The 25,524-nt window shown below is 59.4% G+C and carries 24 protein-coding genes; 15 read left to right on the top strand and 9 right to left on the bottom strand.

Annotated elements, in window-relative coordinates:
* Positions 1-4 precede the first annotated feature (4 nt).
* Positions 5-517: a thioesterase family protein gene (locus AC2TEL_RS07325; RefSeq protein WP_480840818.1), complete on the top strand. Its 513-nt coding sequence runs from the start codon at positions 5-7 to the stop codon at positions 515-517.
* A 22-nt stretch (positions 518-539) separates the two neighbouring features.
* On the opposite strand, the gene AC2TEL_RS07320 is transcribed toward AC2TEL_RS07325, so the two are convergent.
* The 3 genes from AC2TEL_RS07320 to AC2TEL_RS07310 form a co-directional block, all read right to left on the bottom strand.
* Complete coding sequence (locus AC2TEL_RS07320; RefSeq protein ID WP_480902929.1) at positions 540-4,631, bottom strand: translocation/assembly module TamB domain-containing protein; 4,092 nt, start codon at positions 4,629-4,631, stop codon at positions 540-542.
* Positions 4,628-6,466, bottom strand: a complete 1,839-nt coding sequence (locus AC2TEL_RS07315) for an autotransporter assembly complex protein TamA (protein WP_480902927.1) — start codon at positions 6,464-6,466, stop codon at positions 4,628-4,630. The genes AC2TEL_RS07320 and AC2TEL_RS07315 overlap by 4 nt, the downstream gene beginning before the upstream one ends.
* A 125-nt stretch (positions 6,467-6,591) precedes the next feature.
* Entirely contained in the window at positions 6,592-7,815 is a 1,224-nt protein-coding gene (locus AC2TEL_RS07310) for a urate hydroxylase PuuD (protein WP_480902925.1), read from the bottom strand.
* A gap of 96 nt (positions 7,816-7,911) precedes the next feature.
* Between AC2TEL_RS07310 and AC2TEL_RS07305 the strand changes: the two genes are divergently transcribed.
* Positions 7,912-8,832: a LysR family transcriptional regulator gene (locus AC2TEL_RS07305; protein WP_480840810.1), complete on the top strand. Its 921-nt coding sequence runs from the start codon at positions 7,912-7,914 to the stop codon at positions 8,830-8,832.
* A 194-nt stretch (positions 8,833-9,026) separates the two neighbouring features.
* Here the strand turns inward: AC2TEL_RS07305 and uraH are convergent, their stop codons facing one another.
* Entirely contained in the window at positions 9,027-9,383 is a 357-nt protein-coding gene (gene uraH / locus AC2TEL_RS07300) for a hydroxyisourate hydrolase (protein ID WP_480840808.1), read from the bottom strand.
* Positions 9,384-9,548: 165 nt separating this feature from the next.
* Here uraH and puuE point away from each other — a divergent pair, with 165 nt between their 5' ends.
* Both puuE and AC2TEL_RS07290 read left to right on the top strand, forming a co-directional pair.
* A complete protein-coding gene (gene puuE / locus AC2TEL_RS07295; protein ID WP_480841433.1) occupies positions 9,549-10,967 on the top strand; it encodes an allantoinase PuuE in 1,419 nt (472 codons plus the stop codon).
* A complete protein-coding gene (locus AC2TEL_RS07290) occupies positions 10,964-11,452 on the top strand; it encodes an ureidoglycolate lyase (RefSeq protein WP_480840806.1) in 489 nt (162 codons plus the stop codon). Before puuE ends, AC2TEL_RS07290 begins: the two co-directional genes overlap by 4 nt.
* Positions 11,453-11,542: 90 nt before the next feature.
* Here the strand turns inward: AC2TEL_RS07290 and AC2TEL_RS07285 are convergent, their stop codons facing one another.
* The 3 genes from AC2TEL_RS07285 to AC2TEL_RS07275 all read right to left on the bottom strand — a co-directional run bounded on the left by AC2TEL_RS07285 (position 11,543) and on the right by AC2TEL_RS07275 (position 13,821).
* On the bottom strand, positions 11,543-12,529 hold the full coding sequence (locus AC2TEL_RS07285; protein ID WP_480902922.1) for a type I glyceraldehyde-3-phosphate dehydrogenase: 987 nt from the start codon (positions 12,527-12,529) through the stop codon (positions 11,543-11,545).
* A gap of 51 nt (positions 12,530-12,580) precedes the next feature.
* Positions 12,581-12,907 carry a hypothetical protein gene (locus AC2TEL_RS07280; protein ID WP_480840802.1) on the bottom strand — a complete coding sequence of 109 codons (327 nt, stop codon included), beginning with the start codon at positions 12,905-12,907 and terminating at the stop codon, positions 12,581-12,583.
* An 80-nt stretch (positions 12,908-12,987) separates the two neighbouring features.
* Positions 12,988-13,821, bottom strand: a complete 834-nt coding sequence (locus AC2TEL_RS07275; RefSeq protein WP_480902919.1) for a bifunctional allantoicase/(S)-ureidoglycine aminohydrolase — start codon at positions 13,819-13,821, stop codon at positions 12,988-12,990.
* A gap of 166 nt (positions 13,822-13,987) precedes the next feature.
* On the opposite strand from AC2TEL_RS07275, the gene AC2TEL_RS07270 reads away from it, so the two are divergent.
* On the top strand, positions 13,988-14,344 hold the full coding sequence (locus AC2TEL_RS07270; protein WP_480902917.1) for a hypothetical protein: 357 nt from the start codon (positions 13,988-13,990) through the stop codon (positions 14,342-14,344).
* 24 nt (positions 14,345-14,368) lie between these two features.
* Here the strand turns inward: AC2TEL_RS07270 and AC2TEL_RS07265 are convergent, their stop codons facing one another.
* Entirely contained in the window at positions 14,369-15,304 is a 936-nt protein-coding gene (locus AC2TEL_RS07265) for a 2-hydroxyacid dehydrogenase (protein ID WP_480840796.1), read from the bottom strand.
* Positions 15,305-15,432: 128 nt separating this feature from the next.
* Between AC2TEL_RS07265 and AC2TEL_RS07260 the strand changes: the two genes are divergently transcribed.
* From AC2TEL_RS07260 to AC2TEL_RS07245, 4 genes are all read left to right on the top strand, one after another.
* On the top strand, positions 15,433-16,668 hold the full coding sequence (locus AC2TEL_RS07260; RefSeq protein WP_480902914.1) for an acyl-CoA dehydrogenase family protein: 1,236 nt from the start codon (positions 15,433-15,435) through the stop codon (positions 16,666-16,668).
* Positions 16,669-16,672: 4 nt separating this feature from the next.
* On the top strand, positions 16,673-17,479 hold the full coding sequence (locus AC2TEL_RS07255) for a thioesterase family protein (protein WP_480902912.1): 807 nt from the start codon (positions 16,673-16,675) through the stop codon (positions 17,477-17,479).
* A gap of 75 nt (positions 17,480-17,554) precedes the next feature.
* Positions 17,555-18,202 (top strand): DUF1007 family protein, encoded by a 648-nt coding sequence (locus AC2TEL_RS07250; protein WP_480840790.1) that lies wholly within the window; start codon positions 17,555-17,557, stop codon positions 18,200-18,202.
* Positions 18,187-19,122, top strand: a complete 936-nt coding sequence (locus AC2TEL_RS07245; RefSeq protein ID WP_480902911.1) for a nickel/cobalt transporter — start codon at positions 18,187-18,189, stop codon at positions 19,120-19,122. The genes AC2TEL_RS07250 and AC2TEL_RS07245 overlap by 16 nt, the downstream gene beginning before the upstream one ends.
* Here the strand turns inward: AC2TEL_RS07245 and truA are convergent.
* Positions 19,119-19,883, bottom strand: coding sequence for a tRNA pseudouridine(38-40) synthase TruA (gene truA / locus AC2TEL_RS07240; protein ID WP_480840786.1), 765 nt, complete (start codon positions 19,881-19,883; stop codon positions 19,119-19,121). The two genes, AC2TEL_RS07245 and truA, sit on opposite strands and share 4 nt — an antisense overlap.
* A gap of 107 nt (positions 19,884-19,990) precedes the next feature.
* On the opposite strand from truA, the gene AC2TEL_RS07235 reads away from it, so the two are divergent.
* From AC2TEL_RS07235 to AC2TEL_RS07210, 6 genes are all read left to right on the top strand, one after another.
* Positions 19,991-21,406: a YcjX family GTP-binding protein gene (locus tag AC2TEL_RS07235; RefSeq protein ID WP_480902909.1), complete on the top strand. Its 1,416-nt coding sequence runs from the start codon at positions 19,991-19,993 to the stop codon at positions 21,404-21,406.
* Positions 21,403-21,858, top strand: a complete 456-nt coding sequence (locus AC2TEL_RS07230; protein ID WP_480840784.1) for an N-acetyltransferase family protein — start codon at positions 21,403-21,405, stop codon at positions 21,856-21,858. Before AC2TEL_RS07235 ends, AC2TEL_RS07230 begins: the two co-directional genes overlap by 4 nt.
* Positions 21,851-22,840, top strand: coding sequence for a YcjF family protein (locus AC2TEL_RS07225; protein WP_480902906.1), 990 nt, complete (start codon positions 21,851-21,853; stop codon positions 22,838-22,840). Before AC2TEL_RS07230 ends, AC2TEL_RS07225 begins: the two co-directional genes overlap by 8 nt.
* 54 nt (positions 22,841-22,894) lie before the next feature.
* Positions 22,895-23,605 (top strand): VIT1/CCC1 transporter family protein, encoded by a 711-nt coding sequence (locus tag AC2TEL_RS07220; RefSeq protein ID WP_480902903.1) that lies wholly within the window; start codon positions 22,895-22,897, stop codon positions 23,603-23,605.
* An 83-nt stretch (positions 23,606-23,688) separates the two neighbouring features.
* Positions 23,689-25,005 carry an SDR family oxidoreductase gene (locus AC2TEL_RS07215; RefSeq protein ID WP_480902901.1) on the top strand — a complete coding sequence of 439 codons (1,317 nt, stop codon included), beginning with the start codon at positions 23,689-23,691 and terminating at the stop codon, positions 25,003-25,005.
* Entirely contained in the window at positions 25,006-25,485 is a 480-nt protein-coding gene (locus AC2TEL_RS07210; RefSeq protein ID WP_480902898.1) for a DUF2269 family protein, read from the top strand.
* The last annotated feature ends 39 nt before the right edge of the window (positions 25,486-25,524 follow it).

The raw sequence follows: 25,524 nt of genomic DNA, 5'->3' as shown, positions 1-25,524 counted from the left end.
GGCAATGACTAATCCACATGGCGGGCATGACGGCCCATATGCGGCGCCGGTTGAGGTCACAGGATTCACGGTACAGCCTGAATGGATCGACTATAACGGCCACATGAACGTCGGGTACTACGGCGTCGTCTTTGATATGGCGTTTGAAAAAGTGCTGGTCGGCCAGTTGGGCCTGGGTGAGGCGCAGGTGCAGGCGTTGGGGCAGGGGCCGTATGTTCTTCAATCGCATCTTCAATTCCTCCGGGAAATCCGTGCGGATGAGGAATTCCACTTTCATTTCCGCATGCTGGATGCAGATCAAAAACGCGGGCACTACTTTGCCCAGATGATTTCATCCGGCAATGATCAGGTTTGTGCGACGCAGGAAGTGATTTTCATGAATGTCAGCCATGCCACCGGGCGATCCACTGCCTATCCGGATTGGGCGATTGCGCGTTTGGCGCAGATGGTCGAAGACCACCAGCATTTGGAACCTGCACCCCAGATCGGACAACCAATCGGTATTCGGCGCAAGTGACGGGTGTTGGACGGTCTTGGCGCTAATAGTCCCGCTCGAAGAACAGGCCGATACCGGTTTCGCCCCGACCGTCCACCGTGCCCCGAACGGTGAAGTTGTCGGTCACGTCCAGGTTTAGGTTCACCTCGGTATCGCCTTCCGTGTTGACGGTGAAGTCGGTGTAGAGGTTGTCGCTCAGGTAAGCTCCTGCACCCAGTCGGCCTGCGCCTCCTTCTGATGCGCCGATATCGATTGTGTCCAGCCCGGTTGCCTCGCGCACACCCTTGGTTGCGTCACCACCTGCACCGCTCAGCTGTGCCAGCGACGCCGCCATCTGGGCGATGACAAATGGTGAAAGCTCGGAAAAACGGTTGCCGAACAGCAGCATGGCCAAGGCTTCTTCCGTTGGGCGCTCGGGGTCAGAAAACACGTCGACCTCGGGCGAATCCAGCGGACCGGCGATTTCAATCGTGGCTGTGCCATCCGACGTGCTGGTCGAAGATTCGAACTCGATATAAGGCGTCAGGTCACCCTGCAGCGTGACCAGGCCCTTGGTCAGCGCCAGGCGGCGACCGAGAATGTCGATGTTGCCTCGGATGAGTTCAATTTGGCCGGATGGAACCACCGACGTTGTAGTTCCGCCAATCTGAATGCGCCCTCCCAGTTCTGCGTTCACACCGCGCCCACGTACAAAAACCGCCTTGGGGGCGAGCAGCCCTATGTCCAGCGAGATGCGCGAGTTACTTTTGCTTTTCTCTTCGGTTTCGACCAGTTGCGCCCGTTCACGGGTTACGAAACTGGCATTGCTTTCGTTGACATGCACAATCGGCGGGATGGGTGCGGCACCAACGGCGCCACCGGCAGCGGCGAGATTGATATTGGTCTCTCCGAAATTGATCTGCCCGGCCAGTGAACTGTTGCCCGTCAATGCGCCGTTCAGCGCAATCTGTCCGTTCAAAGTGGTTTCGTACAGCAGGTCATCGGTGAGCACGAGGTTGTTCAGCGCGGTGGTAATCTGCGCGTTGAACGGGGGCGTCAATTCGACCGGCCCGCTGACCGTGAAACCACCCCCGGCGCGTACTCCGCCCTGCAGCGATATCGTAGCGCGGCTTTGTGCTATGTTGACCGACCCTCCGATCCCCGTGATGGTCTGTCCCACATTCGGAATGGCGACGGAGGTGCCGGAGGTGGAGATAGTGCCGCTTAACGCGCCGAGTGACGGGGCACCTTTCAGGGCAAGATCAAAACTCGCGGTTCCATCTATATTGTTGGGCGATATGAATGCGTTGACGATACCGATGTTCACGCCACCCCGCATGGCCAGATCCGCTGTGCCGCTGCCTTCGTCAAAAGTTCCCGCGACAGTGGTGTTGATCTGTGCAGGGCCTTCTGCCTTCGCATCGATTGTCCAGACCCCTGAGTCCCGCTTTGCGGTACCGTTTGCCGAAACCGTGCCGGGGAACTCGGACACGAACCGCTCGATCCGATTAAACCGGGCTTCGAAGTCGAGATCAGCCGATCCGTCGGTTTCGACCGTACCCGTCAGGTTGGCGTAGGAACTGTCGGGGCCTTGCAGTCTGGCAGCGCCTTCCAGCCCCGACCCGGTTGGTGCAACGTTCCCGTCAAGCTTCATAGGGCCGGACAGCGCGGGGGAGAGACGCCCCAAATTGTCGAGTTCAGCCGAAAAACTCAGACCTCCGGCGTCGCGGTCCAGTTGACCGGACGCCGTGGCGGTCAGTGCCGTACCATTCAGGCGGAACGTTCGAATGTTCAGACCCTGATCGTCATTCACGGCATCGACTGTCAAGGTTGTACGCCCTTGAGTCAGCGCGTCCACCATATCGATGCCAGTTGCAATGTCATCCGCCGAAACACTGCCCTGAATGTCGAAGAGTTTGCTGCCCTGCGCGGCATTCCCGGTCACGTTTGCCATGACAGATCCAGCAAGATCGCGCCCTGCCAGTCCTGAAAACAGCGAGAGATCCGGCGCATCCAATCGCGCCTGACCATCGACGCTCAGGTTTCCGGCGGGATCGTCAATTGTGGCCGCGACTTGCGCATTCACGGCCTGACTGTTCACTGTGGCATTACGGATCGTGATCAGATCGCCGGTTTTGGTGCCATCAATTTCAATGCTCACCTGACCTTTCAGCAACGGATCAAATTGGGCCAATCCGGTTTGGATATTGTCGCCGGTCACGTTGGCCGTGCCGTCGAACTCCAGCGATTGCAATGAGCCCTTGCCGTCCAGTTTTGCCTGAACCGCGCCGCTGAGATCCTGCTGCGCAAGCCCCGAGAAAATCGACAAGTCATTTGCATCAACGCTGGCCTGACCGTCCAGCGTCAGGTTTCCGTTCGGGGTCGTGACATCGCCGCTGGCCTGCGCGGTCAATTCCTCGGACGTGATCGAAAAGTCGCGGATGGTGATGCCATCCGAGTCGCGCTTGGCGTCCAGCGTGATTTCCGTCTCCCCGTCGATCACCGGGTCGATGTCGTTGCGGCCGGTGGACAGGTTGCTGCCATTCACGACCAGCTTGCCGTCGAAACTGCCTTCGAGAGGCGAACCGTTTCCCTCAACTCTGATCGAGGCCTTGCCGCCCAAATCGAGCTTGGCCAGATCCGAAAACCGTTTTAATTCCGTGGCTTGTAAAGACGCCGAGCCATCGACCTGCAATCCGGTGGCAAGCCCGCTGATAATGGCATCAGCAGCCAACGCATAGTCGCTGCCGACAAGTTCGAAACCGGAAAGCTGCAAGGACTGATCTGCGCCATAGTCGAACTGACCATCCAGCGTCACGCGATCTCCGATAGCGGAGTTTAGTGCTGGGTCTGACATGTCGATGCCATCAAGTGCTGCCTGAAGGTCGCCATCTACGCTCAGTCCGCTGCTTTGATCCAGCGTCCCCTGGCCCGTTATCTGCGCGCGGTTGAGGTTCAACTGCTCCGCCGAGACGTCATTCGCTGTCAGGCTCAGGTCCCACAGGTTGCCTTTCTTGGCATCAAACAGCGCGGATACTTGTGCCGCTCCGATAGAGGTCTTGCCCCCGCTTATGGGCAGCACAACGCTGTCGCCTTCCGGAGGGGCAATCCGGCCTTGCACAGCCAGCAATTGCAGTTTTCCACCTGCCGCAAGGCTCAGCTGGCTTTCGAGCTTGAGCGCTTGTGCGGTAATTTCAATGTCCGTGATGTCCAGTGCGCCATCAGGGTGCGTCAAGCCATCGACGAATAGTTTCGTGTCGGTGCCAAAGAACGAATCCATGTTCTCGGCCAAAAATGGTGTCAGATCACCACCCAGATCGGCTGTGAACGCGATTCCGTCATCTGCACTGGCGGCCGCTGTCGGGGCGGCTCGCAACCGAACCTGACCCGTCACGCGCAGCTGATCGTCACTGCTGAGCCCGATATCAGCGGTAAAGTCGTTTACCGGGCCGGATCCTTTTGCCGTAAGACCGATAGGGGGGCTGTCGGGAATGCCCAGGGCGGTGGCAATCAGCCCGCCCGAGGCTTCGGTTACGGTCAGGTCCAGGTCGATCTGGCGACTTTCATTGCTGAACCCGGCAGTCAGATCAATTGTGTCACCGGCCCGGTCAAGCCTGTCGATATCCAGAGACGTGTTCAATGCCCCATCCGCAAGTGTCAGGTTTCCATTTACCTGCAGGTCGGCGGCGACGCCGATCAACGGCTCACCCAAAGACAGGTCGTCGATGCGCAGTTCCCCGATCTCGATCGAAACCGGCAGCTCCGGAAGCTGGAACGGCTGGGTTTCAGCCGAGGGCGGAGGAGTTTCCTTGGTCGTCGTACCCGGAGCCCGGGCGACGTCGATCTCTTCAGCCGTCAGGGCATTGACCGAGAACCGCCCCCGGATCAGCGCCAGGCGGTTCCAGTCCAGTTCTGCGTTCTTGATGGTCAGCCAGATGCCTTCATCGTCGGCGACCGTGATTTCCTGAATCGTGGCGCGCGAACTCAGCGCGCCTTGCAGGCCGATGACGCGGACATTCTGGTCGTCACCCGACAAAGTGTCCTGCAGAAACCGTTCGATCATGCTGCCGCCGCCGTCATCCTGCGCCGCCAGAGGCACGGGCATGGCCATCGCCACCGAGGCGATAAGCAGTGGATATGCGATACGGCGTGTCAAAAGGCCTGCCCGATCCCGATATAGAACTGTAACCCGTCCCCAGTATTGCCCTGAACCGGGAACGCCAGGTCAAACCTTAACGGGCCAAATCCGCCCAGGTCGTAGCGAACACCGATACCGGCACCTGCATGGTATTCGGCACCGCTGCCAATAAAGGATGAAATGTCGACGGTTCCGTAGTCATAGAAACCGACTAGAGACAGCGTTTCGGTCACGCGGCCACGCACCTCGCCGGAAAAGCCAAGGAACGATTTGCCGCCTGCAACGCCCGTTCCGACAGGGATACCGAGGCTTTCGAAGGGTTGACCGCGTACGGTGCCTGCGCCGCCTGAGAAGAACAGAAAATCCGGAGTTACGCCATCAGCTGGTGGCCCGATGACCGAACCCAGTTGCACCCGTCCGGCCAGAACCAATCGGCCGCTGGTGCCCAGATCATTGTAAGCACGCCCGTCGAAGAACAGCCTCAAACCGGTGTCGGTTCCGGACAGCCCGACAAATGGCATTACCTGTGAGTCCAGATAGAAGCCGCGCGTAGCACTGACCTTACTGTCCCGTTGGTCCCATTCCGAACGGAGCGGCAGAATGAAGTACCTGAACTTGCGCCCTGAGCCGTAGGCGTCGTCTGCATCCGACCACTGAAAGCCGGCTGACGCCTCGGCATAAAGCCGATCAGAAAACGTACGCCGCGCACCATAGGCAAGCGATGCCACAGACACGTTGTAGTTGTCGGTATTGCGCCGCTCCAGAAGAGCGCTCCAGAATGTGTTGTCATCCGGGCCAAGCCGGTCAGGTTGGTCCAGTCGCAGACCTATACGACCATCCAGATCCTCCGACCCGCCAATATTGCGGAGTGCCGCCTCGAACCGCAGCCTCTCGGCGCGTCGGAAGACATTTCGATGCGTCCAGGTCGCGGTCACATCGACCCCATCCCGCGAAGCGATTTCAACGCCGAACGTCAGCCTCCGCGGAGGCAAATCCTCGAACGTGGCGTCGAAATCCAACGTTCCGTCGGGGTTCGGCGTGTCCCGTTCCTTGATGGAAACCGTGCTGAATGTACCGGTACGCCGCAGACGGGTGCCGACTTTTTGCAGTTCTTGCGGCGAATAGACCTCACCCGAGGGAAATCCGGCAATCTTTTCGATGGAGCGGTGGCGTACTCTGGTGTCGCCGTGGATGATCATTTTCCCGAAGGTCAGGCGCGGTCCGGGTGCCAGATCGATCTCGGCATCCAATCGCGCTTGTGCGTGACGCGCAATGACTTTCTGATCCTCAACATCCGCTTTGGCGTGGCCGACATTCTTCCATCCTTGCACGCCGGCTGATGTGGCTTGCTGAATGGCACCAGTTGTTGCCAATTTGCCTGTGGCGAACTCATCCGGCAACTCGGTATCCGGTGCCAGCGGTTGTACGATAGCTGACCCAAAGCGATACGTCGGTCCGGGCGTAATAGAAATTGTTGCACGTTGGAACTGAGCCGGAGCGTCAAGCGCGTTGATATCCGCGGCCTCTCTTCCGTCCAGCTTGATGCTGACGACCGGGCCGAAGTAACCCTCGTCATACATGATCTGTACGATGGTCCGGTAGTCAGAAAGCGCGGCAGACAAAATCTCAAGCGAGGTATCCAGACCGCGCGAATCCGCCGTATATACTGAAGAAGTTTCCTTTAATCGCTCAATCAGGTCCTTCGACGCGCCGGGAGCTGTCAGGGTGATTTCCAGGGCCGCGGACAGGCTCGGAACAAGGGCGGCCACGGCACCAAACAGCCAGTATCTCAGAACACCGCGCGGCCTGCTCCCCATCATCATGTGATACCAACTGCCCCAGGTCGAAATCATTATTGCCGCAAAAACCTTGATAGCGGCGAGTTGACTTCATCTTAGAGCATTTGATTGCATTCAGGGGAAGTCCTTATGCGTCAGAGCATGAGAATTGTCCGCCCTGTGGTCGGCAGGCCCCGGCATTACAGTCCGACACTGCGGAACCAGCGAATGATGGCTTCGCGGTCCTCGGGCTCCATGAATGTCACATTGGCAGGCGGCATGGCATGGGTGACGCCGGCTTGAAGGTAGATTTGTTCGGCATTGCGGGCGATGTCGCCTTCGGTTTCCAGCAATACACCTTTTGGCGCCCAAAGGATCCCTTCCCAGACCGGTTCTCGCGCATGGCACATGGAGCAACGGCCCAGAACTATGTCATGTGCCTCTTCAAATCCGTCGGCGGCGGCGAATTTCTGTTCATAGGGCGTAAGCGGTTGCGCCTCGGCCTCTTCCAGAGGTTTGTACATCGGTGCGGTCGACAGCCACATGATGGCGATGAACAGCAACGCGGTGACCAGCCAGGTCCAGGTCGGGTTGCCTGCGCGGGCGTGGCGGGTGTTGAAGTAGTGCCGGATGGTGACACCCATCAGGAAGACCAGTGCGGCAATGATCCAGTTGTATTCCGTCGCAAAAGCCAGCGGATAGTGGTTCGACAGCATCAGGAACACGACTGGCAACGTCAGGTAGTTGTTGTGGGTCGAGCGCAGCTTGGCGATCTTGCCATATTTCGGGTCGGGTGTGCGACCGGCCTTGAGGTCATCCACCACGATGCGCTGGTTCGGCATGATGACGAAGAAAACGTTTGCCGTCATGATCGTGGCGGTGAAGGCACCCAGATGCAGCATCATCGCCCGTCCGGTGAAGATCTGGTTGTAGCCCCAGCCCATCGCCACCAGGAGGACGAACAGAAGCAGCATCAGAAGCGTCGGGCGTTCGCCCAGGCCGGATTTGCACAGGAAGTCGTAGATCAGCCAGCCAATGGTCAAAGAAGCCGCCGAGATCAGGATACCCTGCCACAGCGCCAGATCGGCTTTCTGCGCGTCGATCAGATACAGCTCTCCACCGACCCAATAGACGATCATCAGCAGCGCTGCACCGCTGAGCCACGTTGCATAGCTTTCCCATTTGAACCAGGTCAGGTGATCCGGCATCCGCTCGGGGGCCACCAGATATTTCTGGATATGGTAGAACCCACCTCCGTGAACCTGCCATTCTTCTCCGTCAGCGGGGCCGGGGATATTGCGGTTCAGGCCAAGGTCCAGTGCGATGAAGTAAAAGGATGATCCGATCCAGGCGATTGCGGTGATGACGTGCAGCCAGCGCACGGCAAATGCCATCCAGTCCCAGAACACGGCGAAGTCGTACATTTCAGAGGTCTCCGATTGCTTGCCGTCACACTAGGCAAGTGGGCTTTTCTTCGGTATTCCCGTATATTGTCAAACTGTATCAAAAAAAACGATAAGATGTCCTATCTCGACAATATCCGTACCTTCGTCAGGGTTTATGATCTGGGCAGCATGTCTGCGGCCGGGCGGGATCTGCGCATTTCACCTGCGGTGACCTCGGCGCGGATTTCTCAGTTGGAAGACCATCTTGGCGTGCGTCTGTTCCAGCGCACGACCCGAAACCTGACACCGACCGAGCAGGGACGAGCTTTTTATCCAGGCGCCGTGTCGGTTCTGGACGCGGTGGATGAAGCCGAGGCGCAGGTCATGCATCTGACCGAGGCCCCGCGCGGGTCGCTGTTCGTGGCCGCCCCACTGGGTGTCGGGCGAAGGCTGCTTGCACCGCATGTGCCTGAATTTTTGTCGGAATATCCCGAGATTGACGTCCGGTTGCGATTAACGGACAGAGCTGTTGATTTGACGACCGAGGGGCTCGATCTGGCCTTTTTCATCGGCCAGCCCGAGGACAGCACGCTGAGAATCCGGAAAATCGCAGATTGCCAGCGCGTACTGTGCGCCGCGCCGGATTACGTCAAGCGGCGGGGCATGCCTCGCACCGGTGCTGACCTTATCTCAGGCGGGCATGAATGTCTGAATTTGCGGTTTCCAGGCGCGACCGAGTTCCAGTGGATGCTGGAAACGCCGGAAGGCGCGAAACGATTCGCCGTCTCGGGCCGGTTCGAATGTGACGATGGCGATGTGTTGACGGATTGGGCCTTGTCGGGGCAGGGGATCGCCATGAAGCCGGTATTCGAGGTGGCCGAGCATTTGAAGGCTGGCAGGCTTGTTACCGTTGCCGAAGAAATGCCACCGGTGCCGGTTCAGATGGCCTGCCTGTATACCCATCGTCGTCATCAGGACCCCAAAGCGCGACTGTTCATGGATTTTATGGTCTCGCATATCGGCAAGGTCGTCCGAAACTCGGAAAAAACAGAGTAGCAAAGGCTCCCGCCCCTGCTTGCGCCGTATAGGCGCTGTGCAGCGTTAGGCTGCGGCGCGGTTGCGAAATGTGTCGTGGAAGCAATGATTTCGCAGGGCACTCCCGCGCCGCGCCTGAAAGGCGTGGCGCCTGGCCTAACGGGAGGCGATCCCGAAGGGGGCGTCCGACGGGCGGGAGAGCATCTGTATATGGATCAGCTGCCGCGATATGTTGAATAGCCGTAGGGCGACAGCAGCAAGGGTACATGGTAGTGGGCGTCGGGGTCCGACATGCCGAACCGTATTGGAACCTGATCCAGAAACAGGGGATCGTCCCCGTCCTGACCGGTTGCGCGCAGGTAATCCCCGGCGAAGAAGATCAACTCGTACGTACCGGTTTCAAAGTCTGCCTGAGGCAGGATCGGGCTGTTGGTGCGCCCGTCAGAGTTGGTCTCCATCTCGACCAGCAATTGATGAGAGTTCCCGGACACTTTGTAGAGCGCGATTTTTAACCCCTGGGCAGGGCAACCGCGGGCCGTGTCCAGTACATGGGTCGTCAGATAGCCTGCCATGGGGATCTCCGTTGATTGGCTTTTTTGGTTTGCCACAGTGTGGAACAAACATCAAAACAGTTGAAATGCCGAAAGAACCGGAAACAGCGTTCGGATTGATTTGATAATCCCCCGCGCATTTCTAGGCTAATGCTGTCGAAACACCAAACCGGAATGGAAGACGCTATGCAGCCCCCACGTTACCCCCGTGACATGATCGGATACGGAGCCAACCCGCCAGATGCGCAATGGCCCGGCGGTGCAAAGCTGGCCGTTCAGATCGTGCTGAATTACGAGGAAGGGGGCGAAAACTGCGTTCTTCACGGCGATGCGGCGTCCGAGGCGTTCCTGTCCGAGATCGTGGGCGCGGCGCAATGGCCCGGTCAGCGCCACTGGAACATGGAATCGATCTATGAGTATGGCGCCCGCGCGGGGTTTTGGCGGCTGCATCGGTTGATGAAGGATTTACCTGTCACGGTTTATGGTGTGGCGACCGCATTGGCACGATCTCCCGATCAGGTTGCCGCGATGAAGGCGGCCGGGTGGGAGATCGCCAGTCACGGGCTGAAATGGGTTGAACATAAGGATATGCCCGAGGACGAAGAACGCGCCCAGATAGAAGAGGCCGTGCGTCTCCACACGGAAGTCGTCGGTGAACGCCCGCACGGCTGGTACACCGGACGGTGTTCCGAGAATACAGTGAGACTGGTAGCCGAAGAGGGTGGGTTCGCCTATGTCGCCGATACTTATGCGGACGATCTGCCCTATTGGATTCAAACAGGCGGGCGGGATCAGTTGATTGTTCCTTACACGCTGGACTGCAACGATATGCGTTTTGCCACGCCGCAAGGGTTCAACTCCGGCGATCAGTTCTTTGCCTATCTAAAAGACAGTTTCGATACGCTCTATTCGGAAGGCGAGGCCGGATCTCCCAGGATGCTGTCCATCGGGTTGCACTGCCGTCTGATCGGGCGGCCGGGACGTGTGATGGCGCTGAAGCGCTTCCTGGACTACGCGCGCGGGTTTTCCGACGTCTGGTTTGCCACACGGCTGGATATCGCGGAACACTGGGCCGCGATGCATCCGCCTGCGGAGCGTGTCAGGCCGTCTGAGATGGAGAAGAATGAATTCGTTGCTTCATATGGTGGTATTTTCGAACATTCCGCGTGGATTGCCGAGCGGGCATATGATCTGGAGCTTGGACCGGCACACGATACTGCCGGAGGAGTGCACAACGCATTGACCCGTGTGTTCCGGTCCGCTTCCGAAGATGAACGGCTGGGTGTTCTGACGGCGCATCCGGACCTTGCAGGTAAACTGGCACAGGCCAAACGGCTGACACAGGAAAGCACGTCCGAACAGGCCTCGGCCGGTCTGGACGCACTGACAGATGACGAGAAAGCGGCATTTACAGAACTGAACGCACGTTACACCGAGAAATTCGGGTTCCCGTTCATCATCGCGGTTCGGGATCATGACAAAACCTCGATCTTGCGTGCCTTCGAACGGCGCATTGATCAGGATCGGGAAACAGAATTTGCCGAGGCCTGCCGTCAGGTCGAGCGTATAGCCGAGTTCCGCTTGCAGGATCTGCTGCCGTCATGACCCGGCAGATCGTGATCGAGCCGATTTCGGCGGCGGTGTTTGCGCCTTTCGGGGACCTGATTGAATTGTCCGGCGCGCCGGACAAGATCATCAATCAGGGCCAATGCGGTCGATACCATGATCGCGCAGAGCTGGATTTCGGCGATGGCCGCGCCGGGATCAGCCTGTTCGATGCCAACCCCCGCGCGTTGCCTTATCAACTCGACATGGTCGAGAGGCATCCGGAAGGCAGTCAGGCATTCATTCCAATGACGCACCAGCCGTTTCTTGTCATCGTGGCGCTGGATGACAGTGGCAAACCGGGGCGGCCGCGTGCCTTTGTGACCCGGCCGGGGCAGGCTGTGAACTATCATCGCGGCACCTGGCACGGGGTGCTGACGCCGCTACATGCGCCGGGCCTGTTTGCGGTCGTGGACCGGATCGGCGATGGAGCCAATCTGGAGGAATTCTGGTTTGATGCACCCTATGAAGTTGTTGCGGGCTGAGGCGCAATAGCCCGCGCCTGACCTGTATGCATCAGAGATGTATCCCGACCAGTTGCGGAGGGCGGCGAGCGGGCAGGCCCGCATGCTGTGTCAGCTATTTGCCATCAATCGGGCGACGTCCAGCATGCGTGCCGAGAATCCCCATTCATTGTCGTACCAGCCAAAGAGGCGGATTTGGTGTCCGTCAACGATGCGCGTTTCGGGGCCTGCAATGACAAGGGATTCCGGGCGTGTCCGCAGATCGGAGGACACGAGCGGCTGGTCTGTCCAACCCAGAACAAATGATTGGTCGACCGCTCCCCGCAGGGTGTCCTGGAAGAACTCAGGCGACAGCCTGTTTTCAAGCGTTACAACCAGATCCACCGCCGAAACACTGGCCGTAGGTACGCGGACAGCGGCGCCCGAGATACGCCCGGCCAGATGCGGCAGGATTTCATCGATAAGGTGGGTGGCACTGGAGGTTGTGGGCACCATGGACAGGGCACCCGCCCGCGACCGGGCCAGATCACCGCGCGGCGCGTCGACCATTGGCTGGCTGTTGGTATAGCAATGGATAGTTGTCATGTGAGCGGACGCAACGCCACCGATACGATCCAGAACAGCGACCAGAGGGGCCAGCCCGTTGGTGGTGCAGGAAGCGTTGGACACGATCCTCGCATTGCCAAGCTTGTCCTCATTTGCGCCCAGTACAATTGTGACCTCGGCGGCAGGGGAGGGGCCTGAGATCAGAACCTTGCCGGCCCCGGCCGTCAAACCCTGGCTGGCCACATCCGACGTGCGCGCGATACCGGTGCAATCCAGCAGGACATCGACATCCGACAGGTCAACACGGGTCAGATCCGGGCTGTGGGTCACGGGAAAGCTGCGTCCGTCGACCTCAAGGGCGGCGTTGCCTTGCGCCACGTCACCGGGGAAGGGGCCAAAGGTGCTGTCATATTTGAACAGGTAGGCACAGGTTTCCAGTGGCGCGATATCGTTGATCAGCACCACTTCGATATCTGTATCCCGCGGCATGGCCAGAACCTGCCGCAGAATCGTGCGGCCAATTCGGCCGAATCCATTCATTGCGAGTTTCATGTGCAAGCTATGGCAGGCCGCTCTGCCGACCTCAATGCCAGTTGATCGGCCTCACGATCCGCAACTGACTTGCGAGAAGAACTGGCCGGATATGTTCTGGTACATGCTGGAAAAGATCACCTTGCACCCTGTCGCCTTTTGAATCGCGGCGATGGCCTGCACGGTGCGCAGGCGCGGCGGCGGACCAAATGGATTGAGGTTGTTGTTGTCGCGTGTCGCCCGGTACACCACCGGCTCGTCCGAAACCTGGGTTACCGCCCAGGTGCGGCTGAGGACATTGACGGTTTTGGTCTCTTCCTTGGCTGCAACGGGCATCGCGACTATGGCTGTCAGGCCAATCGCGGTTGCCAGTGCCAAAGATGCTAAGCGCAGTCGCATCGAAAATCTCCAGTGCTGAAAATCTGATCTGATTTCAACAGATTCAACCGCTTCTGTGAAGCCCCGATGCGCATTGCCTTTTAACGCTTGGAAAGCGTCAGCGGCATGTGACGGTTCACATCCTTGTAGAGAAGATAACGGAACCGCCCCGGTCCACCTGCATAACAGGCCTGCGGGCAGAAAGCGCGCAACCACATGTAATCGCCGGCCTCGACCTCGACCCAGTCCTGATTGAGCCGGTAGACCGCCTTGCCTTCCAGGACATAAAGGCCGTGTTCCATCACGTGCGTTTCGGCAAAGGGGATCACGCCGCCGGGCTCGAACGTGACGATATTGACATGCATGTCGTGGCGCAGGTCTTCGGGGTCGGCAAAGCGGGTCGTGGCCCAGCGCCCCTCGGTGCCGGGCATAGGAATGGGGGCGACATCACGCTCATTGGTAATGATGGGATCGGGGGCAGGTAGCCCGGGCACGGCCTCATAAGCCTTGCGGACCCAGTGAAAGCGGGCGGTGGATTCGCCACGGTTGTGCAGTGTCCAAACACTGCCTGCCGGGATATAGGCATAACCGCCCTCTTCCAGAATATGCTCTGCCCCGTTCAGCGTTAGGGTCACTCTGCCCTCGACGACAAAGAGGACACCCTGAGCATTTGAATCGGTTTCCGGCGTGTCGCTCCCACCCCCGGGCTGGACCTCCATGATGTACTGAGAAAAGGTTTCGGCAAATCCGCTGAGGGGGCGGGACAGAACCCAAAGCCGCGTGCCCTCCCAGAAGGGCAGAAAGCTGGTAACGATATCGCGCATCGTGCCTTTGGGGATCACCGCATAGGCATCGGTGAACATGGCCCGGTCCGTCAAAAGCTGGGTTTGGTCAGGGTGCCCGCCGGCGGGCGCGTAATAGGTTGGGTTTGCCATCGTAGCCTCGGAAACAAAGTTTGGTGCACTATGGCGGGATCGCAGCGCCGGGCCTAGCACTGGCGGTGCAATAGGTTTGTTCGGGATAATTTGAAGGTGGGCTTGGCCACCTACGTGACGAAGTATATCCTTGGGCGCAAATCGATTTCACCATGGCGAGGCAGATATGAAAGCCCGAAAGATATTAGCATTTATCACATTGGCAGTGCTCGCAGCGGCAGGGACGGTGCAGGCCAAGTCAATTTCACGAATCATTGCCGAAATGGGATTGAGCCCCGCAGATTTCGAGGTGGTCAACGCGACCTCGAATGCAATGCTGTCAGGCGGCACGCCCAGCGTCGGGCAAGAACGCAGCTGGGTCAATGAGGATACCGGTTCGAAGGGCACCATCCGGGTGCGCAGCGTGCAGAACAACTGCGTCAGCCTGCAGCATTTCGTTCAGCCTGCCGGCGCAGACGCGTCGCGGGAGATCCGAACGCGGCGCTGCAGGGACGGCAATGGTAAGTGGATACTGACCCCGTAGCCGAAGACCGCGCCAGATCTCGGATCAGTACCCGCGCGTCCGGTCCACTTCGTGCAGCAGGGGCGCTCCAACCGTCAGATTCTGATAGTTTCTGGCAACATCCGAAAGAGCATCCCCCAAATACCAACCGGACACATGCGGCGTAATCGTAACGCCCGGATGGTGCCAGAGTGGGCTAACGGCAGGCAGAGGCTCCTGACTGGTCACATCCAAAACCGCATGGGCCGGAGTTCCGAGGTCAAGTGCCGCCACCAGAGCTTCTTCGTCGATCAGATCGCCACGGCCTGCGTTCAACAACTGACTGCCGGGCTTCATCTGCGCCAGCATGCCGGCATCGAACATCCCGATCGTTTCCGGGGTCGACGGCAGGATTGCGCAGACATGATCACATTTGCTCAGCATGTCAGGCAATGACGCCATGCCGTGAACGCTGGTGACACCATCGATTTGTTTGGCCGAGCGGCTCCACCCCAGAACCTTGAAACCCACGGCGTGCATCATGCGGGCGGTGCGACTGCCGATATGGCCCAGCCCCAGAACACCAACGACGGTCTCTGGCGAGAACATAGGCGCCTTTGGGGCCCATTCTGCCCGTTTCTGCGCAGCCTCGTGAAAGGCCATATTGCGCTGGGTGCGCAGGACATAGGCCAGAAACCACTCGGCAATGCCCTGTGCAGGTGCATCGGGTTTCAGACGGGCAACGCGCAAATGGTTCGGCAGGGCAGGATTGCTGAGAATCGTCTCGACCCCGGCGCCCAGTTTTTGCACCAGTTTCAGGTTGGGCAGGTCCGTCAGATGATCGTCACGAAGACCGACGACCGCGACCATTGTAATCTCATCCGCGTTGCCAATTGTTTCAGGTGTTCGCACGTCCAGATCGGGTGCGGTTTTACGGATACCGTCAGCGATTTCCGTATCGGTCATCCAATTGGACATTCCGGCGTCGATCAACAAGGCCATTGGACGGCTCCTTCTTTTCAATTTGGGTTCTGTGACGTCCCGTCACCCAACTGGACAGTGTGCGGGCAGCTAAGCCATCCTTTTGCCAAAGGTAAAGCCCGTCCACGGGCTCCGAGGAGGATTTCGCGATGAACATGGCATTCGGATTGCGCGAGGAAAACCGCGAATTGCTGCAGCGGGTCGCAGACATGATCCGCACCGAGATCATGCCCCTGGAAAACGATTATCAGGCCGAGATCAACAGGGGCGATCGCTGGCAGTACACGAGGCGGCAGGCGGAAATACTGGAGGGCCTCAAGGCCAAAGCCAAAGCTGCCGGGTTGTGGAATTTCTGGCTGACCGGCAGCGACAAGGGGTTCGGCCTGACGACAGTTGAATACGCCTATTTCGCCGAAGAAATGGGCAAGACGCCCCTGGGCGCCGAGGTGTTCAACTGCTCGGCCCCGGACACCGGCAATATGGAAGTTTTCGAGCGCTACGGAACCGAGAAGATGAAAGCGCAATGGTTGGCGCCGTTGCTCGACGGGAAAATCCGGTCCGCCTATCTGATGACCGAACCGGATGTAGCCTCTTCAGATGCGACCAATATCTCGATGTCCTGTGTGCGCGACGGTGACGACTATGTTCTCAACGGTGAGAAATGGTGGGCCTCCGGCGCCGGTGATCCGCGCTGCAAGGTGTATATCGTTATGGTCAGAACCGCCGGGGAAGAGCAGCCGAAACACAAGCGCCAGTCCATGATTGTGGTGTCAGCCGACACTGCGGGGATCGAGGTTCTGCGACCGATGGAGGTTTACGGTCACGACGATGCACCGCACGGTCATATGCATATTCGTTTTACAGATGTGCGTGTCCCTGCCGAGAACATACTGCTGGGCGAGGGGCGCGGTTTCGAAATCGCGCAGGGTCGTCTGGGGCCGGGTCGCATTCATCACTGCATGCGTGCTATTGGGCAGGCCGAGATTGCATTGGAGCAGATGTGCAAGCGATCCCTTCAGCGTGAGGCATTTGGAAAGAAGCTGGCGCAGCTGGGCGCGAATTTCGACATCATCGCGGAATGCCGGATGGAGATTGAAATGGCGCGTTTGTTGTGCCTCAAGGCGGCCTGGTACATGGATCAGGGCGACGCGCGCGCGGCCGCACCGTGGATCAGTCAGATCAAGGTTGTTGCTCCGCGTGTTGCCCTTAAGGTGCTCGACGAGGCCGTACAGATGTTCGGAGCCCAAGGAATCAGCCAGGATACGCCTCTGGCCAGCGCATGGACCCATGTGCGCACGTTGCGATTGGCCGATGGTCCCGACGCGGTCCACCGCCGACAGGTAGCGCGGGCGGAGTTGAAGAAACACACTCAGGAAAAGATTTGAGACCATGACGATGCGGGACGATCTCGGGAAACCGCCCTATTTCCACCTGCGCGATGACGGTGCATTTGTCGGTAACGATCCGGCGCGAGGCCCGTGGTCGCCGGACCACTGCCATGCCGGACCGGTCAGCGGATTGATTGTACGTGCGGCAGAAACCGAGGTGGGGCCCGACAAAATGCTGACCCGGTTGACGGTCGACCTGTTGAGGCCTCTGCCCCTGACGGGATTGCGCGTTGCGGCGGAAACCACCCGGCATACCAAGACTCTGGCGACGACTCGTGTGACGGTGCACGACCTGGATGACACGCTATGTGCCACTGCAACCACCATGCATATTGTGCGCAGGGATCTTGGTGCGGTTCCGAATGCGTCGACGTCCCATCCGGACCTTGCCGAAGTTGTCGAGGGACCATTCCCCCTGAACCAGTTACGCCACAGCCTTCCCGGTTTTGCCCATTACGCAGACGTGCTCTATCCGGCAGAAGGCAATCAGGGGCCGGGTCCCAAGACGATCTGGATGCGCACGCCTCAGTTGCTGGACGGTGAAGCGCAATCCCCGATCCAGTCACTCTGCGCGCTGGCGGATTGCGGTAACGGGATATCCTGGAATGCCCAACCAACCGAAATGGGGTTCATTAACACGGACCTGACGGTGAATATCCACCGTGAACCTGTATCCGACTGGATGGCCTCGCAATCTATATCGCACTGGCAGCCGTCCGGCATCGGTATGTCTCAGGCGGTCTTGTATGATACTCATGGACCGATCGGAACGGCCTTGCAGACTTTGGTTCTGTTCCCACCGGGTTGAATCCGCTCGGCTGGTTTCTGCGCTTTTGCTTGGAAACTCGTTGCCGGGACCCATGGTTGCCCCTATCTTTCGGCCATGCGTTGGATGATCCCGTTTCTGACTTGCTGCTTGCCGCTGCCTGCAATGGCGCACCCGCATGTCTTCATAGACACCGGGCTGGAATTCATCGTGGACGATGCCGGCCATCTGACCCATGTCAGGGTGACTTGGGCCTATGATGACTTTTACTCGCTGCTGGTTCTGGAAGACATGAGGCTGGATCAGGATGGCGACGGTCAGCTGACACCGGCTGAGCAACAGGTTCTGGCCGGTTTCGACGCCCAGTGGGTCGAAGGCTATAACGGTGATCTGGTTGTTTTTTCAGAAGGCCAGCCCGTCGCGTTGTCCGGCCCGATGAAGCCAACGGCCACGACCGAAGACGGCCGTATCGTTACAAGTCATCTGCGCGCAGTCCATGACGGCCCGATCCCGGCGGCCGGCCTCATGGCAAAGGCTTACGACGAAAGCTTCTATACGGCCTATGAGGTCACGCGGCCGGTGACGGTTTCAGGTTTGGACACCTGTTCGATAGACCGAACCGAGCCGGATATCGACGGGCAACTGGCGCAGATGCAGGCATTTCTGCTCACACTGGACGCGGACTATGACCTTGAGGAAAACGATATACCCTTGGTCGGGGAAAGCTTCGCGACAGAGATCCGCGTTTCATGTCCAAATACTTGATTGTCCCGGTTGCTATCGCCTGTGGCCTGCTTCTCTGGTTCTGGGGCAGCGGAGGGTTCGACAGCCTGGCCGCCTGGGCCGCCGGAGAACAGCGCGCCTTTCAGAATGAAATCGCCCGATCGCTGCGGGCGGCCCGTGCCGAACAGCCCGAGGCAGTTGCAACCCTGCTGACCGTCTGTTTTGCCTACGGCTTCTTTCATGCCATTGGCCCGGGGCACGGAAAGGTCCTGATCGGCGGATATGGTCTGGGCCGCCGTGTCGCGTTCTGGCGCTTGTCGGCCATCAGCGTTCTTTCCAGTCTCGGTCAGGCTGTCACGGCCATTATTCTGGTCTACGCCGGTGTGCTGATCTTTCAGATGTCACGGCAGAGTCTTGTTGGCGCGACCGAACAGGTAATGACCCCGATCAGTTACGCAGCCATTTCTGCGATTGGCCTATGGCTGGTCTTTCGCGCGGTGCGCGGGTTTGCAAGGCGGCACCGCAACCACGCATCCCACGTTCATCATGACCATCACGGCCATGATCACGATCACCACAGACATGATGATGCAGCCTGTTCGGATTGCGGCCATCGCCACGGACCCAGCGCCGAAGATGTCGCCAGTGTCGGAAGTCTACGCGAGGCACTCGTTTTGATTGGCGGTATTGCGGCGCGGCCGTGCACCGGGGCTTTGTTCGTGTTGATCCTGACATGGCAGATGGGCATCGCGATGGTCGGAATTGCCGGAGCATTTGCCATGGCTTTGGGCACCGCATTGGTTACGACGCTCGTTGGCTGGACTTCGTTCGGGCTGCGTGGAGGGTTGCTTGCCTCGGCTTCCGCGACGCGCTTTGCATCGGTGCTGGCCCCCACCATCGAGCTGGTGGCGGGTCTGCTGATCGCCGTGATCGCAGGGGGATTGCTGCTGCGAACGCTCTAGAAAACCAGATCCGGGTATCCTACCCGCGCCAGATACAGGCCCTGTGGCGGGCAGACCGGACCACAGGCAGCACGGTCAGTTGCCTCCAACGCATCCCTTACGTCTTCGGGCGTCCACGCCCCTGCACCGACACGCTCAAGCGTGCCGACGAAACTGCGCACCTGATTGTGCAGGAAGGACCGGGCGCGGACGTGGAAATGCACCTCGGGACCTGAAAAGCCCTCGACCTGTTCGACGCGAAGTTCATCCAGAGTTTTGACCGGGCTTGCCGCCTGACAGATCGAGGATCGGAAGGTTGTAAAGTCATGTCTTCCGATCAGCGTATTCGCTCCGGCCTGCATCGCGTCGACATCCAGCCGGTGATTGATCCGCCAGACCTGCCCACTGTCATGGGTCGCAGGCGCGCGGCGCATCAGGATGCGAAACAGGTATTGCCGCTCGACAGCAGAAAAGCGCGCATGCCAGTCGTCGTCGACGCGCGCCGCTTTTACAATGGCAACCGGCTGTGGCTTGAGGTGGTAGTTCAGCGCCTCGGACAGGCGGAACGGATCCCAGTCCTTGACCAGATCGCAATGCGCCACTTGTCCCAGCGCATGCACGCCGGCGTCGGTACGCCCGGCGGCGGCAATTGTGTGCTCACCCGGTTGAATGCACGACAGGGCTTCTTCGATGGCCCCCTGTACTGACGGCAGGTCCTTCTGCCGCTGCCACCCGGCAAACGACGCCCCCTGGTATTCAACTTTCAATGCGTATCTCGCCATGAGGCGCTGGTATCGCGCCCGGGCGCTGCGGGCAAGAGCGGGAAAGCTCTGGCATGTCTGCGGCCCGCTACCTATCTTGGACGAAACGATAATTGCGGGGCGACAGCTTGGTCATCTCATTACTGGCAGACAGTCTTGTGCGCGGCTTCGAAACCATCGGCGACAGCGTGTCCGAGACCTTTTTCGAGCCGGTGATCCGGCTTGGCGTCACTGGGTTGGCACGCTCAGGCAAGACGGTGTTCATCACCTCTCTGGTGGCAAACCTGCTGGATCGCGGCCGCATGACCGGTCTTGTAGCGCAGCAAGAGGGGCGGATTACAGCGGCTTACCTGCAACCCCAGCCCGACGATACCGTGCCCCGTTTCGATTACGAGGCGCATCTGTCGGCGCTGACTGGCCCTTCGCCGCATTGGCCCGATAGCACGCGGGCAGTTTCCGAATTGCGATTGTCGTTCAAAGTGCAACCGGGCGGCTTGTTGTCCGGGCTTCAGGGGCCGCGAACGTTGCATCTCGATATCGTGGATTATCCGGGCGAGTGGCTTCTGGACCTTGCTTTGCTGGACAGGTCCTATTCGGATTGGTCGAAGGAGACGCTGACACGGATCGAAAACCGCCCACAGTCGAGAGAGTTTCTGACAAGTCTGCAAACTGCCGATCCCTCAGGGCCGCATGATGAGCCCACGGCACAGGAGTTGGCGCGCGGATTCACCAATTATCTGCACGCGGCGCGGGAAGACGGTTTTTACGACTGCACACCGGGCCGGTTCCTTTTGCCAGGTGATCTGGCGGGGTCGCCGGTCTTGACCTTTGCGCCTTTGCCCGTTTCCGGCCCGTCTCGTCGTCGCACGTTGCAGCGCGAAATGGAGCGGCGATACGAAGCCTACAAGGCACAGGTCGTCAAACCGTTCTTTCGCGATCATTTCGCACGGATTGACAGGCAGGTTGTTCTGGTTGACGCGCTGGGTGCCATTCACAAAGGACCGCAGGCGGTCGAGGATATGCGCAGAGCCATGGCCGACATTCTGGCCGCTTTTCGCCCCGGACGGAATGCGTGGCTCAGCCAGTTGTTGCTTGGAAAACGGGTCGAACGCATCCTTTTTGCCGCGACCAAGGCCGACCATCTACACCATCTGCAGCACCCGCGTCTGACCGCGATCATGGAGGCGCTGACACGAGAGGCCCGCGATCGTGCTGATTTCGCCCGTGCGGAAACGGCCGCCCTGTCTCTGGCCGCCTTGCGCGCGACGACCGAGGAGATGCGCAACCACAACGGGGCAGAGTTGCCTTGTGTTCGCGGCGCCCTGCTGGATAGCGGCAAACAGGCGGCCTTTTATCCGGGCGAACTGCCCGAAGACCCCTCGCACCTGCTGGGTCCGGCGCGAAATGGAGCAGTATCGTGGCTGGGAGAGGATTTTGGTTCCATGGCCTTTGCGCCAGCGGCCCTTACACTGCAACCTGGAGATGGTCCGCCGCATATCCGCCTGGACCGCGCCGTCCAATTCCTGATCGGAGACCGCCTGTGACCGCAGAACTCAGGCCCGCCCGCAGCACTGACGCCGGTCGTACCGGACAAATTCTGCACGCATTTGCCCAGGAAAACCCCTGGATGCCCGAACTGCATACTTGTGCGGAAACTATCGCTTTTTGCGGTTGGATGATCGATCAGGGTTGGGTCACCGTGGCAGAGACCGAGGATGGCGTGGTCGGATTTCTAGCCCTCAAAGGACAGGAAATTCACTCGCTTTATCTGATGGAATCGGCGCGCGGGCAGGGCGTTGGTCGCCAATTGCTGCACCATGCCAAGTCGCGCCAGCCCTCGCTGTCTCTGTTTGCCTTTCAGGCCAACGCCCCCGCGTGCCGCTTTTACGAGCGCAACGGATTTGCCGAAGTTGCGCGCAGCGATGGGGCGGACAACGATGAAAATCTGCCCGACATCAAGTATGTCTGGCACAGTGAGGAGGCTGGCCGTGGCTAAAGGCCCCGTAGTGATTGATCTTGAAGACGACGCGCCGGTCACAGACGTCGCGCAGGCGCCTCCGGTTCCGGATATCCCGCTGCCTCAGGGGCAGGCCATGCAGGGCGCCGCGCGCCTGGCTGCGCGAAAGCCTTCGGCCTTGTCGCGTTGGTTCTGGGGTCTTGCGCTGGCCGTCATTGGCGCGATTGCTTCCGTTGCCGCCTGGGATTTCGCAACATCTCTGCTGGCCCGGTCACCGGTTTTGGGCGGGATCATTTCGGCACTGATCGTTGCGTTGTTGCTGGTCGGCTTGGTCATAGCCTTGCGCGAACTGGCCGCGATCGGACGGTTGTCGCGCGTTGACGGAATGCGCCGTGCAGCTGATGCGGCAATTGCCGAAGATGATCTGGCGCAGGCTCGCGCAGTCACGAACCGGCTGATTTCATTCTACAAGGGGCGCGAGGAAACCCGGTGGGGCCGCGACCGTTTGCAAGAACGGATGGGAGAGCAATTCGACGCCTCGACCCTTCTGACACTGGCCGAGGACGAAGTTCTGGCGCCGCTCGACGCCGCCGCCAGCCGCGAGGTTGAGGCCGCCGCCAGGCAGGTGGCGACTGTGACGGCATTGGTGCCATTGGCGCTGGCAGATGTTGTGACCGCCCTCGCCGCTTCGTTGCGTATGATCCGCCGGATAGCCGAGATCTATGGCGGACGCGCCGGGTTTCTCGGTAGCTGGCGTTTGACACGGGCCGTCTTTGTGCATCTGGTGGCAACCGGAGCGGTAGCCGTGGGGGATGATCTGCTGGAACCCATTTTGGGCGGTTCGGTCCTCAGCAAACTGTCGCGCCGGTTTGGCGAAGGGCTGGTCAATGGTGCGCTCAGCGCCCGTGTCGGGGTTGCGGCGATGGAGGTTTGCCGCCCGCTTCCGTTCTCCGACCGGCACAAGCCATCGACGCGCGGCATGGTCAAACGCGCCTTAAGTGGGCTGTTTTCCAAGACTTGATCTGTCGCAAAGCCACGGTCACGCTGGGTTTGCATAGTCAGCACGGAGCCAGCCATGACCGATCACGGCCACAGCCAGCAGGAAATCGCCGCACGGATCAACGCACCGCCCGGACGGGGTGTAGTGCGCGATGTGGTCTATGGCGGCATTGACGGGTCCGTCACGACATTCGCCATCGTTGCCGGAGTGGCAGGGGCCGGTCTTTCGCCCTTTGTTATCGTCGCGCTTGGCCTGGCCAACGTGTTGGCCGACGGTTTCTCGATGGCGGCAGGGAACTATTCCGCGACCAAAGCCGAAACGGACAATATCCGCCGCATTCGCGCAATCGAGGAACGCCATATCCGCCTTTATCCTGATGGCGAACGTCGAGAGGTGCGCGAAATCCTTCTGCAGAAGGGGCTTTCAGGTCAGGTGCTGGATGACGCGACCGACGCAATTACCGCCAGTCGCGAAAACTGGATCAACCTGATGATCGAAGGCGAATACGGGCTGGGCAGCGTGGACCCGCACCCGATCAAGGCCGCTTTGGCGACATTCCTTTCTTTTCTGGTGGCCGGCATGATCCCTTTGCTGCCGTTTCTGCTGTCGCTCGATAACGCTTTTGCCGTTTCTGCCTGGATGACGATGGGCGTCTTCTTTGCCATCGGTGCGCTCAAGAGCCATTGGTCGTTGGCGCCGTGGTGGCGTTCGGGGTTCGAAACTTTCGTGATCGGAGGGGCGGCCGCCCTGATTGCCTATATGGTCGGTTCGGTATTCCATCCCTGAACTGCTCAGTTGTCGCAGGGCGCGAAACAGCGCTGGCCCGGGCGACACGATCCGTTAGTGTTGCCCAAAACGGTCGAGTTACTATGCCAAACCCGGACTTGCGCGGGAAAAGTGTTTTAGTGTTGGGCGCTTATGGTTTCATCGGCGCATCGGTCACGCGTGCACTAGTGACCAAAGGCGCGCGAGTGACCGGAATGGTTCGAAACCCGAAAACGAGTGGCCGGGTTTTGCCCGAAATGGCATTGATCCGGGGCGACCTGCGAGAGTTTTCCGGCGCTCAAGATTGGCAAAACGTATTGACGGACGTCGATGTAGTCGTGAATTGCGCGGGCGCACTGCAAGATGGTTTGCAGGACGATTTGGTGGCCGTACATCACACGGCTATTGCGGCTCTGGGCGAGGCTTGCGCAGAACGTGACATCGCGATTGTGCAAATTTCGGCAATCGGGGCTGAAGCGGAAGCAGTGACTGTGTTCATGCGGACCAAAGCAGCAGGCGACACAGCGCTGCGCCGGTGCGGTGCGCGGCTTTGGATCCTGAAGCCGGGGCTCGTTATCGGGCAAACCGACTATGGCGGGACGACCTTGCTGCGGATGCTGGCCGCGATCCCCCTGATACAGCCTATCGCGTATCCCGAAACACCGGTGCAATGCGTCGGGATGGACGACCTGTGCGATGCCGTCATCCTGGCGATCCGCTCGGACATTCCTCAGGGCAGCTACGACTTTGTCGAAGACACGCCGCAGACCCTGTCCGAGGTGGTATCGGAAACACGCAGCTGGTTGGGATTTCCAGCCGCGCACGCGACTGTGACAGTGCCGAACGTGGTCACCACATGGATTGCCGCCGGTGCCGATCTGTTGGGCCGTTTGGGTTGGCGTTCGCCACTACGCAGTACTGCAATGTCCGTGATGGTTGATGGGGTGACAGGTAATCCTGAATCTTATCGCGCGGCCTCGGGCCGTCGGATCGCATCCTTGCCGCAGATTTACAACGGTTTGACCAGCGCGCGCGAGCATCGCCTTTCCGCGCGGATGAATTTGCTGCTGCCGCCTGCCATCGCCATTTTGTTCGTTTTCTGGATGGCCTCGGGCGTGTTCGGGCTAATGAGCCTGAGACAAGCTGCCGAGATTCTGATCACCGCCGGCTGGCCGCTGGCACTTGCGACAGCGAGTGTCCTTTTCTGGTCAATCGTCGATCTCGTGCTTGGTGCGGCCCTGTTGTGGCGGCCCTGGGCGGCACGGGTGTGCCTCGCGCAGGCGGCTGCAGCAACGTTCTATCTGATTGCGGCAACGTTTACTGTGCCGTCCCTCTGGGCCGATCCGTTGGGGCCGTTGGTCAAAATCCTCCCTGCAATCCTTTTGCCGCTTTTCGTGCGCGTCGTGTTGGAAAGCCGTTAGATGGAATGGGAACTGTTCCTGCGCTGGTCGCATGTCATTGGCGCCTGTGTCTTGTTGGGAACCGGAGCAGGTATCGCTTTTTTCATGCTGATGGCGCATCGCAGCGGTGATCCACGCATCATCGCGCATACTGCGGGTATCGTTGTGCTGGGCGACCTGCTGTTCACGACGACTGCGGTGATCCTGCAGCCGATCACGGGCGCATTGCTGGCATGGCAGTTGGGTTGGAGTTTCAGTGAGGGTTGGATTGCACTTTCTCTACTGCTCTACGTCCTGACGGGTTTGATTTGGCTTCCAGTTGTTTGGATTCAGACGAGGCTTCGTGGCCTGGCCCAAGCGGCCATAGACCAGAACACTCCGCTATCTGACGAATACCAAAGGCTGTTCCGGATTTGGATTGCCTGCGGAATTCCTGCGTTTCTGGCGGTGCTGGCCATTCTCTGGCTGATGTTGTCGCGACCCGATCTTGCTTGGCCCTGAATTCGACTGCTTGGCAACAGGCTGATTCCATTTGAATTT

The sequence above is a fragment of the Ruegeria sp. HKCCD9138 genome, from assembly GCF_057220975.1.
Note: the sequence above shows the minus strand (reverse complement) of the source record. Positions and strands in the feature narration are given on the sequence as shown.

Coding starts and splice junctions, on each gene's coding strand:
- AC2TEL_RS07325 (WP_480840818.1), top strand. CDS start 5: ATGACTAATCCACATGGCGGGCATGACGGCCCATATGCGGCGCCGGTT.
- AC2TEL_RS07315 (WP_480902927.1), bottom strand. CDS start 6,466: ATGATTTCGACCTGGGGCAGTTGGTATCACATGATGATGGGGAGCAGG.
- AC2TEL_RS07310 (WP_480902925.1), bottom strand. CDS start 7,815: ATGTACGACTTCGCCGTGTTCTGGGACTGGATGGCATTTGCCGTGCGC.
- AC2TEL_RS07305 (WP_480840810.1), top strand. CDS start 7,912: ATGTCCTATCTCGACAATATCCGTACCTTCGTCAGGGTTTATGATCTG.
- uraH (WP_480840808.1), bottom strand. CDS start 9,383: ATGGCAGGCTATCTGACGACCCATGTACTGGACACGGCCCGCGGTTGC.
- puuE (WP_480841433.1), top strand. CDS start 9,549: ATGCAGCCCCCACGTTACCCCCGTGACATGATCGGATACGGAGCCAAC.
- AC2TEL_RS07290 (WP_480840806.1), top strand. CDS start 10,964: ATGACCCGGCAGATCGTGATCGAGCCGATTTCGGCGGCGGTGTTTGCG.
- AC2TEL_RS07285 (WP_480902922.1), bottom strand. CDS start 12,529: ATGAAACTCGCAATGAATGGATTCGGCCGAATTGGCCGCACGATTCTG.
- AC2TEL_RS07280 (WP_480840802.1), bottom strand. CDS start 12,907: ATGCGACTGCGCTTAGCATCTTTGGCACTGGCAACCGCGATTGGCCTG.
- AC2TEL_RS07275 (WP_480902919.1), bottom strand. CDS start 13,821: ATGGCAAACCCAACCTATTACGCGCCCGCCGGCGGGCACCCTGACCAA.
- AC2TEL_RS07270 (WP_480902917.1), top strand. CDS start 13,988: ATGAAAGCCCGAAAGATATTAGCATTTATCACATTGGCAGTGCTCGCA.
- AC2TEL_RS07265 (WP_480840796.1), bottom strand. CDS start 15,304: ATGGCCTTGTTGATCGACGCCGGAATGTCCAATTGGATGACCGATACG.
- AC2TEL_RS07260 (WP_480902914.1), top strand. CDS start 15,433: ATGAACATGGCATTCGGATTGCGCGAGGAAAACCGCGAATTGCTGCAG.
- AC2TEL_RS07255 (WP_480902912.1), top strand. CDS start 16,673: ATGACGATGCGGGACGATCTCGGGAAACCGCCCTATTTCCACCTGCGC.
- AC2TEL_RS07250 (WP_480840790.1), top strand. CDS start 17,555: ATGCGTTGGATGATCCCGTTTCTGACTTGCTGCTTGCCGCTGCCTGCA.
- AC2TEL_RS07245 (WP_480902911.1), top strand. CDS start 18,187: ATGTCCAAATACTTGATTGTCCCGGTTGCTATCGCCTGTGGCCTGCTT.
- truA (WP_480840786.1), bottom strand. CDS start 19,883: ATGGCGAGATACGCATTGAAAGTTGAATACCAGGGGGCGTCGTTTGCC.
- AC2TEL_RS07220 (WP_480902903.1), top strand. CDS start 22,895: ATGACCGATCACGGCCACAGCCAGCAGGAAATCGCCGCACGGATCAAC.
- AC2TEL_RS07215 (WP_480902901.1), top strand. CDS start 23,689: ATGCCAAACCCGGACTTGCGCGGGAAAAGTGTTTTAGTGTTGGGCGCT.
- AC2TEL_RS07210 (WP_480902898.1), top strand. CDS start 25,006: ATGGAATGGGAACTGTTCCTGCGCTGGTCGCATGTCATTGGCGCCTGT.